At 73.4% G+C, this 16,569-nt stretch carries 18 protein-coding genes; 9 read left to right on the top strand and 9 right to left on the bottom strand.

Annotated elements, in window-relative coordinates; translation table 11 throughout:
- Positions 1 to 155 precede the first annotated feature (155 nt).
- Both ACH4F2_RS28055 and ACH4F2_RS28050 read left to right on the top strand, forming a co-directional pair.
- On the top strand, positions 156 to 1,925 hold the full coding sequence (locus ACH4F2_RS28055; RefSeq protein WP_398135531.1) for an ABC transporter ATP-binding protein: 1,770 nt from the start codon (positions 156 to 158) through the stop codon (positions 1,923 to 1,925).
- 214 nt (positions 1,926 to 2,139) lie between these two features.
- The gene (locus ACH4F2_RS28050; protein WP_398135530.1) at positions 2,140 to 2,403 is read left to right on the top strand and encodes a DUF5133 domain-containing protein; all 264 of its coding nucleotides are present in this window, start codon (positions 2,140 to 2,142) and stop codon (positions 2,401 to 2,403) included.
- Between the two features lie 67 nt (positions 2,404 to 2,470).
- On the opposite strand, the gene ACH4F2_RS28045 is transcribed toward ACH4F2_RS28050, so the two are convergent.
- On the bottom strand, positions 2,471 to 3,439 hold the full coding sequence (locus ACH4F2_RS28045; RefSeq protein ID WP_398135529.1) for a GlxA family transcriptional regulator: 969 nt from the start codon (positions 3,437 to 3,439) through the stop codon (positions 2,471 to 2,473).
- A gap of 204 nt (positions 3,440 to 3,643) precedes the next feature.
- Between ACH4F2_RS28045 and ACH4F2_RS28040 the strand changes: the two genes are divergently transcribed.
- On the top strand, positions 3,644 to 4,129 hold the full coding sequence (locus ACH4F2_RS28040; RefSeq protein ID WP_398135528.1) for a hypothetical protein: 486 nt from the start codon (positions 3,644 to 3,646) through the stop codon (positions 4,127 to 4,129).
- A 108-nt stretch (positions 4,130 to 4,237) separates the two neighbouring features.
- Positions 4,238 to 4,453, top strand: a complete 216-nt coding sequence (locus ACH4F2_RS28035) for a hypothetical protein (RefSeq protein WP_210958264.1) — start codon at positions 4,238 to 4,240, stop codon at positions 4,451 to 4,453.
- Positions 4,454 to 4,480: 27 nt separating this feature from the next.
- Here the strand turns inward: ACH4F2_RS28035 and tgmB are convergent, their stop codons facing one another.
- The 7 genes from tgmB to ACH4F2_RS28000 form a co-directional block, all read right to left on the bottom strand.
- Positions 4,481 to 5,467: an ATP-grasp ribosomal peptide maturase gene (gene tgmB / locus ACH4F2_RS28030; RefSeq protein ID WP_398135527.1), complete on the bottom strand. Its 987-nt coding sequence runs from the start codon at positions 5,465 to 5,467 to the stop codon at positions 4,481 to 4,483.
- A 16-nt stretch (positions 5,468 to 5,483) separates the two neighbouring features.
- Positions 5,484 to 5,675, bottom strand: a complete 192-nt coding sequence (tgmA, locus tag ACH4F2_RS28025) for a putative ATP-grasp-modified RiPP (protein ID WP_398135526.1) — start codon at positions 5,673 to 5,675, stop codon at positions 5,484 to 5,486.
- Between the two features lie 119 nt (positions 5,676 to 5,794).
- The gene (locus ACH4F2_RS28020; RefSeq protein ID WP_398135525.1) at positions 5,795 to 6,109 is read right to left on the bottom strand and encodes a YkvA family protein; all 315 of its coding nucleotides are present in this window, start codon (positions 6,107 to 6,109) and stop codon (positions 5,795 to 5,797) included.
- A 497-nt stretch (positions 6,110 to 6,606) separates the two neighbouring features.
- Positions 6,607 to 8,736, bottom strand: a complete 2,130-nt coding sequence (locus ACH4F2_RS28015) for a xanthine dehydrogenase family protein molybdopterin-binding subunit (protein ID WP_398135524.1) — start codon at positions 8,734 to 8,736, stop codon at positions 6,607 to 6,609.
- Between the two features lie 25 nt (positions 8,737 to 8,761).
- Positions 8,762 to 9,754 carry an FAD binding domain-containing protein gene (locus tag ACH4F2_RS28010; protein WP_398135523.1) on the bottom strand — a complete coding sequence of 331 codons (993 nt, stop codon included), beginning with the start codon at positions 9,752 to 9,754 and terminating at the stop codon, positions 8,762 to 8,764.
- Positions 9,755 to 10,315 (bottom strand): 2Fe-2S iron-sulfur cluster-binding protein, encoded by a 561-nt coding sequence (locus tag ACH4F2_RS28005; protein WP_398135522.1) that lies wholly within the window; start codon positions 10,313 to 10,315, stop codon positions 9,755 to 9,757.
- 262 nt (positions 10,316 to 10,577) lie between these two features.
- Complete coding sequence (locus ACH4F2_RS28000; RefSeq protein WP_398135521.1) at positions 10,578 to 11,729, bottom strand: hypothetical protein; 1,152 nt, start codon at positions 11,727 to 11,729, stop codon at positions 10,578 to 10,580.
- Positions 11,730 to 11,924: 195 nt separating this feature from the next.
- Between ACH4F2_RS28000 and ACH4F2_RS27995 the strand changes: the two genes are divergently transcribed.
- Complete coding sequence (locus tag ACH4F2_RS27995; RefSeq protein ID WP_398135520.1) at positions 11,925 to 12,719, top strand: SDR family NAD(P)-dependent oxidoreductase; 795 nt, start codon at positions 11,925 to 11,927, stop codon at positions 12,717 to 12,719.
- Between the two features lie 50 nt (positions 12,720 to 12,769).
- Here the strand turns inward: ACH4F2_RS27995 and ACH4F2_RS27990 are convergent, their stop codons facing one another.
- A complete protein-coding gene (locus ACH4F2_RS27990) occupies positions 12,770 to 13,858 on the bottom strand; it encodes a YihY/virulence factor BrkB family protein (protein WP_398135519.1) in 1,089 nt (362 codons plus the stop codon).
- A gap of 352 nt (positions 13,859 to 14,210) precedes the next feature.
- Here ACH4F2_RS27990 and ACH4F2_RS27985 point away from each other — a divergent pair, with 352 nt between their 5' ends.
- The 4 genes from ACH4F2_RS27985 (at position 14,211) to ACH4F2_RS27970 (ending at position 16,414) form a co-directional block, all read left to right on the top strand.
- Positions 14,211 to 14,627: a hypothetical protein gene (locus ACH4F2_RS27985; RefSeq protein ID WP_398135518.1), complete on the top strand. Its 417-nt coding sequence runs from the start codon at positions 14,211 to 14,213 to the stop codon at positions 14,625 to 14,627.
- Positions 14,628 to 14,629: 2 nt separating this feature from the next.
- A complete protein-coding gene (locus tag ACH4F2_RS27980) occupies positions 14,630 to 15,406 on the top strand; it encodes a hypothetical protein (RefSeq protein WP_398135639.1) in 777 nt (258 codons plus the stop codon).
- Positions 15,407 to 15,444: 38 nt separating this feature from the next.
- Positions 15,445 to 15,969 carry a roadblock/LC7 domain-containing protein gene (locus tag ACH4F2_RS27975; protein ID WP_398135517.1) on the top strand — a complete coding sequence of 175 codons (525 nt, stop codon included), beginning with the start codon at positions 15,445 to 15,447 and terminating at the stop codon, positions 15,967 to 15,969.
- A 70-nt stretch (positions 15,970 to 16,039) separates the two neighbouring features.
- Positions 16,040 to 16,414, top strand: coding sequence for a hypothetical protein (locus ACH4F2_RS27970; protein ID WP_055421286.1), 375 nt, complete (start codon positions 16,040 to 16,042; stop codon positions 16,412 to 16,414).
- Positions 16,415 to 16,569 lie beyond the last annotated feature (155 nt).

Raw genomic sequence — 16,569 nt, 5'->3', positions numbered from 1 at the left:
GCCCTCCACGGGGGAGAAGGCGCGGGTCTCCTTCCGGTATTGCGACGTGCCGACGTACCGGCCTGCGGAACGGTGTGGCGTACTTCTTGCCGAAGGGGTAGGAAAGCGCGGGAAGAAAGCGCTTGCTCCACTCGGTCACCAGGAGGACCACGCCGATGGCGTCGCCGCCCGAAAAACCGCTCGACCACCGCTACCGGGGCGAACACCCGATACGCACGCTCGTCTACCTGTTCCGCGCCGACCGCCACCGTCTGGCCGGTGCGGTCGCCGTCTTCACCGTCAAGCACAGCCCCGTCTGGCTGCTGCCCCTCATCACCGCGTCCATCATCGACACCGTCGTCCAGCACGGCCCGATCGGCAACCTGTGGACCAGTACCGGGATCATCATGTTCATCCTGGTCGTCAACTACCCGCTGCACGTGCTGTACGTCCGCCTCCTGTACGGCAGCGTGCGGCGCATGGGCACCGCTCTGCGCTCCGCGCTGTGCACACGCATGCAGCAGCTCTCCATCGGCTACCACTCGCGCGTCAGCGCCGGTGTCCTGCAGGCCAAGGTCGTCCGGGACGTGGAGACGGTGGAGCAGATGGTCCAGCAGACCGCCGAGACGGGGCTCGGCGCGTTCACCGTCCTCACCGGCGGCCTCGTCATCATCGCCGTGCGCACACCGGAGTTCCTGCCCGTCTTCCTCGTCGTCGTCCCCGCGGCCTCCCTCCTCGTGGCCCGGCTCCGCGCCCGGCTGCGCACCCACAACGAACACTTCCGCCACGAGGTCGAGGCCCTGTCCTCCCGGGTCACGGAGATGACCCGGCTCATCCCGGTCACCCGCGCCCACGGCCTGGAGGGCAAGGCCCTGCGCCGCATGGACGGCACCCTGGACCGGCTGCTGACCTCCGGCAACCGCCTGGACCTGGTCAACGGCCGCTTCGGCTCACTGGCCTGGGTCGTGCTCAACGTGGTCGGCGTGCTGGTCCTCGCGGGTGCCGCGCTGATCTCGTACTACGACGTGTGGGGGGTCACCGCGGGTGACGTCGTCATGCTCAGCGCCTTCCTGACCACCCTGACCAACTCCACGACAACGTTGGCAGGGCTGGCCCCGGTCATCACCAAGGGGCTGGAGTCCGTCCGTTCGGTCGGCGAGGTGCTCCAGGCTCCCGAACTGGAGGACAACGAGGGCAAGGCGGAGCTCACCTCGCTGCGCGGCGCCGTCACCTTCGAGGGCGTCGGGCACGTCTACGAGAGCGACGGGCGGCCCGCGGTCAGCGACTTCACGCTCGCGGTCCGGCCCGGCGAGACCATCGCGCTGGTGGGCGCGTCCGGGGCGGGCAAGTCCACCGTGCTCAACCTGGTCATCGGCTTCCTGCGGCCGACCTCGGGCCGGCTGCTGCTCGACGGCACCGACATGAACACCCTCGACCTGCGCACATACCGGCGCTTCGTCTCGGTGGTGCCGCAGGAGTCGATCCTGTTCGACGGCACGATCCGGGAGAACGTCGCCTACGGCATGGACGACGCCGACGAGGAGACGGTAAGGGCGGCACTGCGCGACGCCAACGCGCTGGAGTTCGTCGACCGGCTGCCGCAGGGCCTCGACACCCTGGTCGGGGAGCACGGCGCACGGCTCTCCGGGGGGCAGCGCCAGCGCCTGGCCATCGCCCGGGCCCTGATACGGGACCCCAAGGTGCTCATCCTGGACGAGGCCACCTCGGCGCTGGACACCCGCTCGGAGGCGCTCGTCCAGCAGGCGCTGGCCCGGCTGCTGCGCGGACGCACCACGTTCGTCGTGGCGCACCGGCTGTCCACCGTGCGGGGCGCGGACCGGATCGTGGTGATGGGCGACGGCCGGATCGAGGAGACCGGCACCCATGAGGAACTCCTGGGCAGGGGAGGGGCGTACACGGCACTGCACAGCGGCCAGGTCGCCTGACGGCGGGCTCGGGTGCTCGACGGGGCCGGCCCGGGCGGCTGCGGGCAGCGCGTGGGCGGTGAACTCGCCCCTGACAACCAGGCCATCGGCCGCTCGTGATGACGGTCGGACAGGAAGCGACGAAATTTCGTCAATTGCGAGCAAGGGTGAGCACGGTATGAATGCTTCGGCCGGGTTCGGGCATACGCAGCGAAACTCGAGAGAGGGGCGCTTCGTGCTCGAACCGGACCCGAAGGTCGTCAGGAAGTTGCTGACGCGGTACGCGTCGCTGCGGATCGCTCAGGCGGAGGGGGAGAAGCCGGTGGCGGCGCGCGAGCTGGCGGACGTCAGTTACACACTGTGCGTGATGATGGCGACGACCAGCATCCACGACGCGGTGGCCAAGGCGGACGCGCTGCTGCTCGCCAAGGGACGGGCGCCGGGCGCCGTCCGCGCGGCGGAACCGGACGGGGAGAACGGCCTGTCGCTGGCCGTGTGACACCGTGAACCCGGGGCCCGCCCCGAGGGCCGGGCCGGCAGCGCCGGGCCGATCCGCGAGGCGGGCCCTACGCGCGGCCCGCCGGGTCGGCCGGCTTCCCGTGGAACGCCGCGCGATAGGCGTACGGAGTGGTGCCGACCACCCGGCGGAACCGCTCCCGGAAGGCCGTGGGGGAGCCGAACCCCGCCTGCCGCGCGATCCGTTCGATCGAGTGGTCGCCGTTCTCCAGCAGGTACTGGGCGCGCCGCACCCGCGCCCGCAGCAGCCACTGCAACGGCGTGGTGCCCGTCTGTTCGCGGAACCGGCGGCTGAAGGTGCGCTCGCTCATGCCCGAGCGCGCAGCCATCGCCCCGAGGGTGACCTCCCCGGCCAGGTTGTCCTCGATCCACTCCAGCAGCGGTTCCAGGTCCGAGCCCCGTGGCACGGGCGGACGCTCGTGCACGATGAACTGGGCCTGCCCGCCCTCCCGTTCCAGGGGTACGACACACATCCGGGCGGCATGCGCGGCGACGGCCGACCCCAGGTCCCGGCGGATCATGTGCAGGCACATGTCCAGACCGGCGGCGGCCCCCGCCGAGGTGAGGATCTGCCCGTTGTCGACGTAGAGCACGTCCGGCTGCACCTCGACGCGCGGGTAGCGGCGGGCCAGTTCCGCCGCCGCGATCCAGTGGGTAGTGGCCCGCAGCCCGTCCAGCAGCCCGGCCTCCGCGAGGACGAAGGCGCCCACGCACACCGAGGCGATCCGCGTACCGGCACCGGCCGCCCGCCGCAGCGCCGCGAGAACGCGGTCCGAGGGCGGGCCGTGCTCCTCGGAGCGGCCCGGCACGATGATCGTGTCGGCGGACTCCAGCGCCTCCAGGCCCCGGTCGATACGGAGGGCGAGCCCGTCCGTGCGCACCTCGGGAGACTCCGCGCACAGCCGGACCCGGTACGGGCTGCGCCCGTCGGGCAGCCGCGTCCAGTCGAACGCCTGCATGGGCGCCGCCATGTCGAACGGCACCACGTCGTCGAGAACCAGGATCGCCACCGAGTGCATGGTCGCCACGATAGGCGGATTCCCGCCGCCTGCAGCACCCGGGGCACAGCCCTCGTCCTGCCTCGTTCCGCCGGAGACCCCCTGGTGAGGGCCTTGGCGAGAATCCGTTGGAAGCTGTCGTTTCAGCCTCTGTGCGATCACCCGGCCGCTTCCTAACGTGGCTCCCACCGCATCGCCCGTCACTGCCTTCCGGAGCCCCGACCGATGACCAAGATCCTGCTGTCCCTCCATGTCCTGGCCGCCATCATCGCCATCGGGCCCGTCACCGTCGCGGCCAGCATGTTCCCGCCGGCCGCCCGGCGGGTGACGGTGGCGCTGCCCGCGGGGGCCGGGGGCGGCTCCGACGCGGCGGACGTGGGCACCGTCCGGCTGCTGCATCGCATCTGCCGGGTCTACGCCGGCCTCGGCATCGCGGTGCCGGTCCTCGGCTTCGCCACCGCGTCGGCGATGGGTGTCCTGGGGGACGCGTGGCTCATCACGTCCATCGTCCTGACCGCGGCCGCCGCCGGCATCCTTGTCGCCCTCGTCCTGCCCCGCCAGGAGGAGCTCCTGGAGCAGCTGGCCGGCCGACAGCCCGTCGAGCGCGCCCGTACGGCCCGGCTCGCCATGTTCACAGGCCTGTTCAACCTGCTGTGGGCCACGGTCACGGTCCTCATGATCGTCCGGCCCGGCTCCACGACCGGCGCGTGAGCCGTCGTCACCTCCTGGGCCGAATGCGCACCACCGGGTGGACGGGCGCCTAGACTGCTCAGTCGCGCCTCCGTGCGGGGGCGGACGACACGAAAGGCACGTTGACGGGTGTTCCAGGATTCCCCCATCTACGACCGACTCGTCGCCGAACGCGGTGACGTTCCCGAGCAGGTGCGCCGGGACGCCGAGCGCGTGAGCAGGGAGCTGGAGGTTGTCATGCGCCCGTTGCGCTCACCCGGCCACCTGCCCGGCGCCGAACGGCAGCCGTCCCCGGGTGCCGGCTGGCAGCGCACCGCCCTGCTGCCCGGCCCGCGCCCGCACTGAGGGCGGCGGCCGGGCACGGCTGCGGCCTCACTCGACGACCGTCGTGCCCGGGTCGCCCGCGACCGCCGGGTCCTCGGCGCCGGGCCGGGCCAGCCACTCGGCGATGGTGCGGGCGATCGGCTGGCCCGTGTCCACCTCGACGAAGCCGAACTGCCCCGACTGGTTGCACTCCAGGAACCACCAGGTGCCGTCGCCGTCCTCGGCGAAGTCGAGGGCCCCGTAGGCCAGTCCTGCCACCCGGAAGTAGGCGCGGACGGCCTCCGCGACGCGGGGCGGCACCTCGGCGGACCGCCACGGTTCGGGGGACGACGAGAAGCGGACGTCCACGTCGTCGGCGTCCAGGCCCGCGAGGACCGTCTTCCGTGCGGCCAGCAACTCGTCGCCGACGACGGTGAGACGGATGTCGGCACGCTTGGCGACCCGGCGCTGCAGCAGCGTCGGACCGTGGGCGACGGCGGAGAAGTCGGCCTCCGGCGCAACTCTGCTGGTCGGCACCGCCAGGGGCGGGTCCTGCGGATGCGCGCCCGAGACGGGCTTGACCACCAGGTCCGGGTAACGCTCGGCGAACTCCCGCGCCGCCCGCGGAAACGTCGTGATCAGCGTGGCCGGTACGGGCAGCCCGCACTGCTGCGCGAGACGCAGCTGCCAGGGCTTGTACCGGGCCCGGTGCGCCGCGTCGGGCTGGTTCATCCAGCGCGCCCCGCAGCCGCGGAGCATGCCGTAGAGCGCTTGCCCGGACTCCTCGGTCAGCCACGCGGAGGGTTCGGCGGCCCGCGTGGCCGCGCCGCCCGGCCTGCGCACCCAGACGGACCGCAGCCCGCCGATGCTCACCAGGCGGCCCCCCGAGGACAGATGGCCCCGGAAGGAGCCGTGCACGAACTCACCGGAGAGCGCGACGGAGTCGGTCAGGTCGGCGGGGTCCAGGCGCACCACCGGCACCCCCGACGCGTTCAGGTGCACGACCACCATGTCCGCGGTGACGTCCTCTTCACAGGTAAGGATCAACACGGTCATTGTCGACGGCCCGTGTTCAGTCGTCGAAGTGAGTCTTCGACCCCGCGGTGGAGGTCGTGGTCCCCAGTTCTCTCAGTAGCGCGTGATCACGGGCGGCCACCCGCCCGTCCAGGAGCACGTTCAACTGCAGCCCGGAGTCGTAGACGTAGGGAGTCGTGGCTTCCAACTCCACTGCCGGCCGTGCGTAGTTGAGCGCGAACGGTTGCATCGTCTCTCCCTGGTCGGTGCTGCGCCGATCAGGCGACGGCCCTTGTGCGCCGTCGCCTGGTCCGCCGACTTCCTTCGGCTTCCAGAGACTTATACGAATCGAACGGGTGAATGGTTTCCTTACGCTGCGTAGTCATGGGGCGGGCCGGTGCCCTTCCGCCCGTCCCGCCGCCCGCCGAGAGAACCGCGGGCCGAGCGCAGCGCGAGGAGCAGCACACCGACGTCGTCCAGGTAGACCGGATCGGGCACCAGGTCCGTCGGCAGCACCAGATAGAGGACGGCGCCCCAGAAGACCCACCGGGGGCCCGTCGGCAGACCGGCCCTTGTGAGGTCCCGCCGGGTGCGGACCAGTCGCACCAGAACACCGACCGCCGTCGCGAGGACGACCGCCGCGAGCAACACCGCCCCGATGATCACCACTGTGGTCGTGTCCACCCCGCCCCTCCTTGCGGCGCGCGGTACGCGCCTGTTCTCTCGGATGCCCGTTCGGCGCGGCGATAAGACCGGCGGACGGGTCTCTCATCCCTGTGGCCCACTCCCGGCGGCACGGTGGGGCGGACGTACCGGGTCATGGTCGGCGCAGAGCGCGAGTCGCGTGTCGGGGACGCGGGGCGGCCGCGCCCCCACCCACACGGGCAGACCATGACTACCGGCTCTTCATCACGCCGTTCGCCCGAGTACGCCCTGTCCGCCGTGGACCTGCCCGGCGGGGAGACGACCACGGCCACCGGCACGCACCCGGTGCGCCCGCCGGGCGCGCCGGCCGACGTGGAGGCGCCGGCCGTTCACTCCTCGGCCGCCCGTGCGCCCGCTCCTCAGGAACCCGCCCGTCAGGAACCGCCCGGAGCGAGCCGCGCCGCGGTCGACCGCCCGGCCCGCCGCGCACGGCACGTGGTCCGCGCCGGACCTCCGGCGCGGACCACGTGCCGCGCTCACGTACCCAGCATGCCCGCGGGGTGCTCGTGTTCGAGCAGGCCGGTGAGCACCCGGTCCGGTGTGAGGGGGAGTTCCCGGAAGCGGACGCCCGTGGCGTGATGCACCGCGTTGCCGACGGCCGCCGCCGAGCCGACGATGCCGATCTCGCCGATCCCCTTGCTGCCCATGGGGTTGAGGTGGGCGTCGTCCTCGTCGATCCAGTGCGCCTCCACGGACGCCACGTCGGCGTGCGCGGGCACGTGGTACGAGGCCAGGTCGGACTCGGCGAAGTCGCCGAACGCCGGATCCATCGTGCTGTCCTCGGTCAGCGCCATGCCCAGGCCCATCGTCATGCCCCCGATGAACTGCGAGCGCGCCGTACGGGCGTTGAGGACGCGCCCCGCCGCGAAGACGCCGAGCAGCCGCGTCACCCGTACCTCACCGGTGACCGTGTCCACGGTGACCTCGGCGAAGTGCGCGCCGAACGCGTGGCGTGCGAAGGGGCTCTCGGCGTCGGCGGTGCCGGAGGTGTCCGCGTCGGCCGCGATCCCCCCGTCCGGCAGTGGCCCCGAGTGCTCGGACAGCCGGCCGGTCAGCCGGACGCACACCTCGTGGACGGCCCATCCCCAGGAGGCGGTACCGGAGGAGCCACCGGCCATGGGCGCGAAACCGATGTCGCTGTCGGCGACTTCGATCCGGATCCGGTCCAGCGGGGCGCCGAGGGCGTCGGCCGCGATCTGGGCGCAGACCGTCCGGGCGCCCGTACCGATGTCGGTGGCGTTGACGCGTACCAGGAAGCCGCCGTCGGGCAGCGCCCGCGCCGAGGCGGCGCAGGGCGAGACCAGGACCGGATACGTGGCCGCAGCCACCCCGCTGCCGATCAGCAGGGGCCCGGCGCCGCGGGACCGGGGGCGTGGATCGCGGTCCTCCCACCCGAAGCGGCGGGCACCCTCGCGCAGACACTCCACCAGGTGCCTGCTGCTGAAGGGCTTGCCGCTGTCGGGCTCGGTGTCCGGCTCGTTGCGGATCCGCAGCTCCACCGGGTCCATGCCGGTCTCGGCGGCCAGTTCGTCCATCGCGGACTCCAGCGCGTACATGCCGGGGCACTCGCCGGGGGCGCGCATCCAGGACGGCGTGGGCACATCGAGCCGCACCACGCGGTGGAGCGTGCGCAGGGCGGGGGTGGCGTACATGACGCGTGCCGGGACCGCGGCCTGCTCCACGAACTCCTTCACGCGGGAGGTGTGCGTCGTCACCTCGTGGACGAGGGAGGTGAGCCGTCCGCCGGCGTCCGCGCCCAGGCGCAGCCGGTGCAGGGTCGGCGCGCGGTGGCCGACGACGGCGGGCAGGTAGCGGCGCGGCAGCGCGACGGTGACCGGCCGGCCGGTCACCCGCGCGGCCATCGCGGCCAGTACCACGTCGGGGCGGGGCGTGCCCTTGGAGCCGAAGCCGCCGCCCACGTGCTCCGCCAGGACCGTGATCCGATCCTCGGACATCTCGAACAACCTGGCGAGTTCCGTGCGTACGGCGCTGGTTCCCTGGCTGGAGGATTGCACCGTCAGCCGGTCCCCTTCCCAACGCGCCGTGCTGCTGTGCGGTTCCATCGGGTGATTGTGCAGCGGCGGTATCCGGTACTCGACGTCGACGCGGGCCGCCGAGGAGGCGAGGGCGCCGTCGGGGTCGCCGTGCCCGGTGACGGCCGGGAACCCTCCGTTGGCCGACTCGGGGACGTACGCCTCCGGATGCGAGGCGGTGAGCGTCACGTCGTGGTTCTCCGCCTCGTACGTGACACGGACGGCGGCGGCGCCGGCCCGTGCCGCCTCCAGCGTCTCGGCCACCACCAGGCCCACGAACCAGCCCCGGTGCGGGACGTGCGGGCTCTGCAGCAGGGCCAGGGTGGGGTCGTCCGGGTCCCCGAGCCGGGGCGCGTTCTCGTGGGTGAGCACCGTCAGTACGCCGGGCAGGGCGAGCGCGGGAGCGGTGTCGACGCCGGTCACCCGGCCCCGCGCGACCGCCGCCGGGACGGGCCAGGCCTGGGCGCGGCCGGGGGCGTCGTACTCGGCGGCGTACCGGGCGGTGCCGGTGACCTTCTCCCGCCCCTCCCGGCGCTCGACTGGAGCGCCCAGGACGGTCTCGGTGCCGGTCATGGAGTCCTCCTCGTGGACGCCGGGTTCAGATCGTGGCCGGCGGGGCGAGCCGGCCCAGTACGTCCAGGGCGAGCCGACGGGCCAGCGGCACCTTGTAGGCGTTGTCCCGCAGCGGCTCGGCGGCGGCGAGCTCCAGGTCGACGGCGTGCTCGAACGCCGCCGTCGTGGGCGCCGCGCCGACCAGCGCGTCCTCGGCCCGCCGCGCCCGCCAGGGCCGGTGCGCCAGCGCTCCGAAGGCGATCTGGGCGCGGTCCACCACCCCGTCCCGCACGTGCAGGACGGCGGCGACGGAGGCCAGGGCGAAGGCGTACGAGGCCCGGTCGCGGGCCTTGCGGTACGCGGAGGGCAGCCGGGCCGTGGCGGACGGCAGGAGCACGCCGGTGATCAGCTCGCCGGGGTGGATCTCGGTGTCCCGCTCCGGGTGCATGCCGGGGAGCCGGTGGAAGTCGGCGGCGGGCACACTGCGCGTGCCCTCGGGGCCGTGCAGTTCGACACGCGCGTCCAGGGCGGCGAGCGCCACCGCCATGTCCGAGGGGTGGGTGGCGATGCACTGCTCGGAGTGGCCGAGCACCGCGTGGTCGCGGTGCACGCCCTCCAGCGCGCCGCAGCCGGTGCCGGGCTCCCGCTTGTTGCAGGGCTTGGAGAGGTCCTGGAAGTAGGGGCAGCGGGTGCGCTGCAGCAGGTTGCCGCCCGTGGTGGCGGAGTTGCGCAGCTGTCCGGAGGCGCCCGCCAGCAGGGCCTGGGACAGCGCCGGGTAGCGGTCGCGGACGGCGGGGTGGGCCGCGAGGTCGCTGTTGCGGACCGTCGCGCCGACGCGCAGCGCACCGTCGGGCAGCTCCTCCACCGCGTCCAGCGGGAGTCGGGTGACGTCGACGAGGGCGGCGGGCGTCTCCACGCCGAGCTTCATCAGGTCGACGAGGTTGGTGCCGCCGCCGAGGTAACGGGCGCCGGGGTGGGCGGCGAACGCGTCCGTGGCCTCGTCGACGCTGCCGGCCCGTACGTAGGCGAAAGGCTTCACTCAGATCACGTCCTCGACCGCGTCGGCGATACGCGGATACGCACCGCACCGGCACAGGTTGCCGCTCATCCGCTCCCGGATCTCCTCCCGGCCCAGCGCAACGGGCTCGCCGGAGGGTGCCGCCGGGTCGGTGACGTGGGACGGGTGCCCGGCCGCGGCCTCGGCGAGCACGCCGACCGCGGAACAGATCTGGCCCGGGGTGCAGTACCCGCACTGGAAAGCGTCGCGCTCCAGGAAGGCGCGCTGCATCGGATGCAGGGCCTCGCCGTCCCCCGCGAGGCCCTCCACAGTGGTGATCTCGCAGCCCTCCAGGGCGACGGCGAGCTGCAGACAGCTGTTGACGCGGCGCCCGTCGACCAGGACCGTACAGGCGCCGCACTGGCCGTGATCGCAGCCCTTCTTGGCGCCCACGAGCCCGAGATCCTCCCTCAGGAGGTCCAGCAGGACCCGGCGATGGTCGACGGTGAGGGTGTGCGGTTTGCCGTTGACGCGGAGCGTGGTCTGCGAGCGGGACGATTCCGGTGGTGAAGCGGGGGCGGCGCCCTCGTACTGGCTGTCCATGGCGTCGGTGACCTTCCGGGACGGGCCGTGCGGCTGTGCCGTCCGCGTATCCACCTCGCGCCGGCTGACACGTGAGGGTGCCCTCAGTCGTCCGTGGTCCACCGCCGGCCCGGCCCCGCGACCACGGGACACGGGGGACGGACGCACGCGTCCGGCTCACGCCGTGCGTGACGCGTACGAGGCCCGGTGGCTCCGGTCCGGCGTCACCGGGCGGCCCGGGACCGAGGCCGGTCCGGCCGGTGACGGTCCCGGTCCGGGAGCGTCAGTCGCCGGGCTCGGCCGGCGGCCGGGAGGTGTCCTGGCCGGGCGCGGGACGGAGTGCTCTGCCGGCGCCCTTGAAGCGTTCCAGCGTGCGGGTCAGCTGCCGCAGCGGGGAGGTCGCGGGAGCCGCGGACGGCGGTGGCCCGGCCGGAGCGGACCCGGCCGACTCCCGGTACGCGGCCAGTGCCTCGGCCGCGCTTTCCGCCGCCTCCCGGTACAGGTCCCGGGACTGCGTCATGGCCTCCAGCGCCTCGGCGTACATGGCCACCAGCTTGCGCTGGCGCTCCAGTTCCTCCTCCACCGTCAGCAGCCGCCAGTCCTCGCGCAGCGCGGTGAGGGCCTCCTGCGCACCGTCCGGCAGCAGCCGGCTCAGCGAGGCGAAGGACGTCACCGCCGCGATCAGGCCGGCGGGCTCCGAGCCGTCCAGGAAGACGGTGCGGACGGAGAAGTCCTGGGCGTCGTAGCCGGACGGGGCCGGGGTGCCGGGCAGCACCACGGCGCCGCCGCGCGGCACCTGGACGCCGAAGTCCTCCAGTGCCCAGTTGACCACCCGCAGCTGCTGCGGTGCGGCGCGGTGCTCGACGACGAGGTGCCGCAGGCCGGGCGGCAGCCGAGCGGCGAGCGGTACCCGGCCGCGATGGTCGGGGGTCATCGCCTCGTGCACGACGACGTGGATGTTCCACGGGCTGCGGCCGGCCGCCTTGAGCAGCCGGCGTACCGCCTTGTCGTCGTCCGGCAGGGTGTTGATGCCCCGCAGCCGCAGCCCCGTGGCGGCGTCGCGGTCCCAGGTGACGTCCGGGTCGTCGGGCCAGAACATCGTGGCGGGAGAGGGCCAGGCGGCGTCCCAGGCCTCCTCGGCCTCCGCGAGGATGGTCCACTCCTGACCTCCGGCCGAGCCCGGCTCCAGGAGCAGCCGGGCCCGCACGGTGACGGCCCCCGGGGCCTTCCAGCGCGCCTCGAAGATCCGGACGCCGGCGGCCGCGTCGTCCGGCCGCTCCTCGGGCAGTTCCAGGAAGTCGTCGATGCCGCGGCTGTCCTTCAGCCGCTGCAGGGTGTGCCGGACGGTGTCCTCCGCCGCGGATCCGACGTGGCGGCCGCGAGCGGGCCACACCGTGGGCGGAGTCGTGGGGTGGGCGGTGGCGGAGGTCGGCATGAGTCCTCGGGAAGCAGGTGCACGGACACAGGCAAGTATCGTCGCGGCAGGTCGGCGGAGAGCACCCGGGGGTCCGCCGACCGGGCGGGTCGTGACGCGGTCGCGGTGCGGTCGGCGGGGCCCCGGACGCGCCATGGGCGAAGGTGGGCGAAAGCACGGCGAACCCGACCGTACGGCACGAGAAGGAGCGACCCGGTGAACCTCGACCTCGGCGGACGAACCGCGTTGGTGACGGGCTCCTCGCAGGGCATCGGCGCGGCGATCGCCGCCGGACTGGCCCGGGCCGGCGCCACGGTGGGCGTCAACGGACGCGACGCCGCCCGACTGGAGGAGAGCGTCGGGAAACTGCGGGCCGAGGTGCCGGACGGCGCGTTCGTGCCGGTCGCGGCCGACCTGGGTACCGAGGAGGGCGCCGCGCGGGCCCTGGAGGCGCTGCCCGACATCGACATCCTCGTGAACAATCTCGGCGTCTTCGGCGCGGCGCCCGCGCTGGAGATCAGCGACGACGAGTGGCGCCGCTACTTCGAGATCAACGTCCTCGCGGGCGTCAGGCTGACGCGCGCCCATCTCCCCCGGATGAGGGAACGCGGCTGGGGCCGGGTGCTCTACATCGCGAGTGACTCCGCCGTCGCCATCCCGGCCGAGATGATCCACTACGGGATGTCCAAGACGGCGCTGCTCGCGGTCGGCCGCGGCTTCGCCAAGGAGGCGGCGGGCAGCGGCGTCACGGTGAACTGCGTCATCGCCGGACCCACCCGCACCGAAGGCGTCGAGGACTTCGTGTACCAGCTGGTCGACCGCGACCTGCCCTGGGAGGAGGCGCAGCGCGCCTTCATGCGCGAACACCGCCCGCAGTCGCTGCTCCAGCGGCTCATCGAGCCGGAGGAGATCGCCAACCTCGTCGTCTACCTGAGCTCACCCCAGGCGTCCGCCACGACCGGCGCGGCCGTCCGTGTCGACGGGGGATACGTCGACTCCATCCTCCCGTAGCGGACCGGCGGCCGTACCGGACGCGTGGCCCGGCGGCGGTGCCGGTGGCGTCACTCGTCCGGTGATGCCGCGCGCCGCCGGTCCGCCTCGTCCCAGGCCCGGGTGTCCCGCGGCTCCACGTACGGCTCGTCGTCGGGCGGGTGTCCGCCGTCGATCACCCGCTGCCGGGCCAGCTCGGCGTCGAACTCCAGGCCGAGCAGGATGGCCAGGTTCGTCACCCACAGCCACACCAGGAAGATGATGACACCGGCCAGGGTGCCGTACGTCTTGTTGTACGAGCCGAAGTTGGCCACGTAGAAGGCGAACCCGGCGGAGGCGACCAGCCAGATCAGCAGGGCGAGCAGGCTGCCCGGCGAAACCCACTTGAAGCCCCGGACCCGGGCGTTCGGGGTGGCCCAGTACAGGATCGCGATCATGAACGTGACGAGCACGACCAGCACCGGCCACTTGGCGATCGACCACACCGTCATCGCGGTGTCGCCGAGGCCCAGCGCGGTGCCCGCCTGCTGGGCCAGGCTGCCGGTGAACACGACGATGAGCGCGCTGACCACGGCGAGCACGAGCAGCACCACGGTCAGGGCGACCCGCAGCGGCAGCACCTTCCACACCGGCCTCCCCTCGGGCACGTCGTAGACCGCGTTCGCGGCGCGGATGAACGCCGCGATGTAGCCGGACGCCGACCAGACGGCGCCGACCAGGCCGACCACCGCCAGTACGGAGCCCAGCCCGGCCTTGGCCTGCAACTGTTCCACCGCGTCGGAGATGATGTCCCGCGCGGATCCGGGCGCGAGCTTCTGGAGGTTGTCCAGGACTTCCTGGGTGGCGGACTGCCCGGCGATCCCGAGCAGCGAGACCAGCACCAGCAGGGCCGGGAACAGCGACAGGATGCCGTAGTAGGTCAGGGCGGCGGCGCGGTCGGTCAGCTCGTCGTCCTTGAACTCGGCGATCACGCGCCGCAGCAGTGCGGACCACGAGCGCTTCGGCAGTTCGGTGGGGGAGTCGGGAGCGGCACGCTCGGTGGAGGAGCCAGGGCCGTAGTCCTCGGGCGCCGCCCTGTCCGGAGCCGTTCCGTCCGCCGTTCCCTCCGGTGTGGCGTCCTTCGTGTGCTTCCCGCGATGGGGGAGATGCAGTCGGGCCATGGACCCCGGGTTGCCCGTCTCGGCGTGCCCACGCACCCGTGCGCGGGATGCGTGCCGGGTGTGCGGCGTCACCCGAAGCGGCGCCCGCCCACTCCTGGTCCGGGGCGGCGGGACGTCTCCACAGTGGTCCGCGCGGACAGGTCCCGCCCACCGTCCGCGTCGGGGCGGGCCTGCCCGCGCCGTCCCCCGCCCGCAGGACCCCGGGGCCCCTCGCACGGCCGAAACACCGCAGTATGCCGCAGCGCGCGCACGTTCCTCTGGAAAATGCCAAAGCGCTCACCGCATGCGTGCACTTTCCGTAGTCTCGGCGTCACGTTCGCGGTACACAGCCGTGCAGGGGAGGGGATCCGGCGTGCCCGGGATCGACGAGAGTCTGCTGGAAGCCATGCGACTGCCCGGCGCGCGGGGCGCGTCGCTGGTCGACTGGATCAGTGGTCTCGCCCTGGGCGCCGTCGGCGAGGCGCCGGGCGGCGACTGGGAGGCGACGGCGGCGGAGACCGCGGAACTGGCCCGGCACGTCGCGGAGAGCGGCTCCCTGGCGGCGGCCGGTGCCCCCGGCGCCGCCGGTCCCGTCGTCGCGCCGGAGAAGGAACCGCCGGTCGAGGACATGATCGCCACCACCGCCGACGCCTACCACCTGCTCAGGTTCGTCAGCACCCCGTTCGACAGCACCGTATTCCTCCACCTGTGGCTGGACCGCCACGACGGAAACCTCGCCCTGGCCCGCATCCGGCTGGCCGAGATGGCGGATCGTCTGGTGCTCGGATGACCCTGACGACCGCCTGGACCACGCACGGAACGACGTCGGCGGCGCTCGGCGCACTCGCCGCCGAGGAGGCGACCGGTGCCCTCTCGGGCGAGCGGGGCATCGTCTACCTGTCGGCCGGCCGGGTCGTGCACGTGGAGTCCGCCTTCGCCCCGGACCTCGGAGCACTGCTCACCCGCAGCGGCGCCCTCGCGCCGGACGGCTGGTGGGACGCGATCGACCGCGGCGGCACGCAGGCCCGGGTCGGACACCGGCTCGTGGACAGCGGCCGGCTCGCCGCGGGGGCACTGGAGGTCTGCCACCTGGGCGCGCTCTTCGACGCCGCGTACTTCGTCCTCGCCCATGACGCGCGTGCGCACCGCTTCCGGCCCGGTGCGGTGCACTGGCTCGGCACCGTGCGGTCCGTACCGGTCGACGTCGTCGTCCGCGAGTCCGGACGCCGGCGCGCGCTGCTGGACCGTATATGGCCGGACCCCGACATCGACACCGTCCCCCTCACCCGGGTGCCCGGCGCCGGCGCCGCCGACCTGCCGGTGCGGCGCAGCCGGACCCTGACGCAGGTCGACGGCGTCCGCACCGCCGCCCAGATCGCCTCGGCGCTCGCCTGCCGCACGTACCACATCCTCGTCGAACTGCGCCGCCTGGCCGCCGACGGCCTCGTCACCGCCGCGCCGCCCGCGCCCGAGCCCCTCGCTCCGGCCACTCAGCCGGACGGCGTCGTGTGGGACGACCCGGACACGGCTCTGCTGCGACGGCTTCGAGCCGCCTTGGAGGCCCTGTGATCCGCGCGCGTCGCCAGCGTGCCGAAAGGAGACTGCTCATGGCCGTCGAGAGCGACGTCCTGGACGAACTGCACCGACTGCGCAACCGCGTGCCCCAGTTGACCGGTTCGCTTGCGGCCACCGTCGACGGGCTCGTCCTGGCCCACGACGCGCCGGGCACCGAACCCGAAGGCCTTGCCGCGCTCACCGCCGCCGCCCTCGGCGTCGCGCAGCGCATGGCGGACGCCACCGCGCGGGGCGGCTTCCGCGAGCTGCTGCTGCGCGGGGCCGACGGCTACGTCGCCACCTACGCCGCCGGTCCGGCCGCCGTGCTCACCCTGCTCGCCGAAGGCCGGGTCAACGTGGGCCGGCTGCATTTGGAGGGCCGGCGCAGCGGCGCCCGGATCGGGGAGCTGGTCGTCGCGCGCCTCGGCCACGACCGCGGTCGCACCCCGGCCGCCGAACACACCACGACACTCCCGGCGGACCCGGCCCGCCCCATCGGCACCCTGCCGGTGCGCACCCCGCAGCGGCCCGCCCACCAGCCGACTCCGCAGGCCGGCGGCCACCGCCGGCTGACCTGATCAACCGATCACCACCGATCGTCAGCGATCACGAACCGAGCACCGATTACGTCCGGAAAGGAACCCACGCATGGCCAACCTGGAGACCTCGCTCAAGGAATGCCTCAGCTCCATCGACGGAGCGACCGCCGCCGCGCTGGTCGACTACACCAGCGGGATGGCCCTCGGCACGCTGGGCGGCGGCAAGGACTTCAACCTGGAGGTCGCCGCCGCAGGCAACACCGACGTCGTGCGGTCCAAGCTGCGCACGATGGAGCACCTCGGTCTGAAGGAGGAGATCGAGGACATCCTGATCACCCTGAACACGCAGTACCACATGATCCGCCTGCTCAAGGGCCGTGGCGGGAACGGGCTGTTCCTCTACCTGGTGCTCGACGCGAGCCGCGCCAACCTGGCGATGGCCCGCCACCAACTGCGCCGGATCGAGAACGACCTGGAGGTCTGACCTCCGAAGAACCGCGGAACCGGGCGCGGGGGGGGGGGGGGGGGCCCCCCCCCCCCCCCCCCCCCCCCCCCCCCCCCCCCGGCCGGGGCCGCCCCCCCCCCCCCGGCCCCCCCGCGCCCCCCCCCCCCCCCCCCCCGGGCCCCCCGGCAGTAGCA

Source organism: Streptomyces sp. NPDC017890 (assembly GCF_044328675.1).
Lineage (GTDB): Bacteria > Actinomycetota > Actinomycetes > Streptomycetales > Streptomycetaceae > Streptomyces.
The sequence above is the reverse complement of the archived record's forward strand: the minus strand, read 5'-3'. Positions and strand labels throughout refer to the sequence as shown.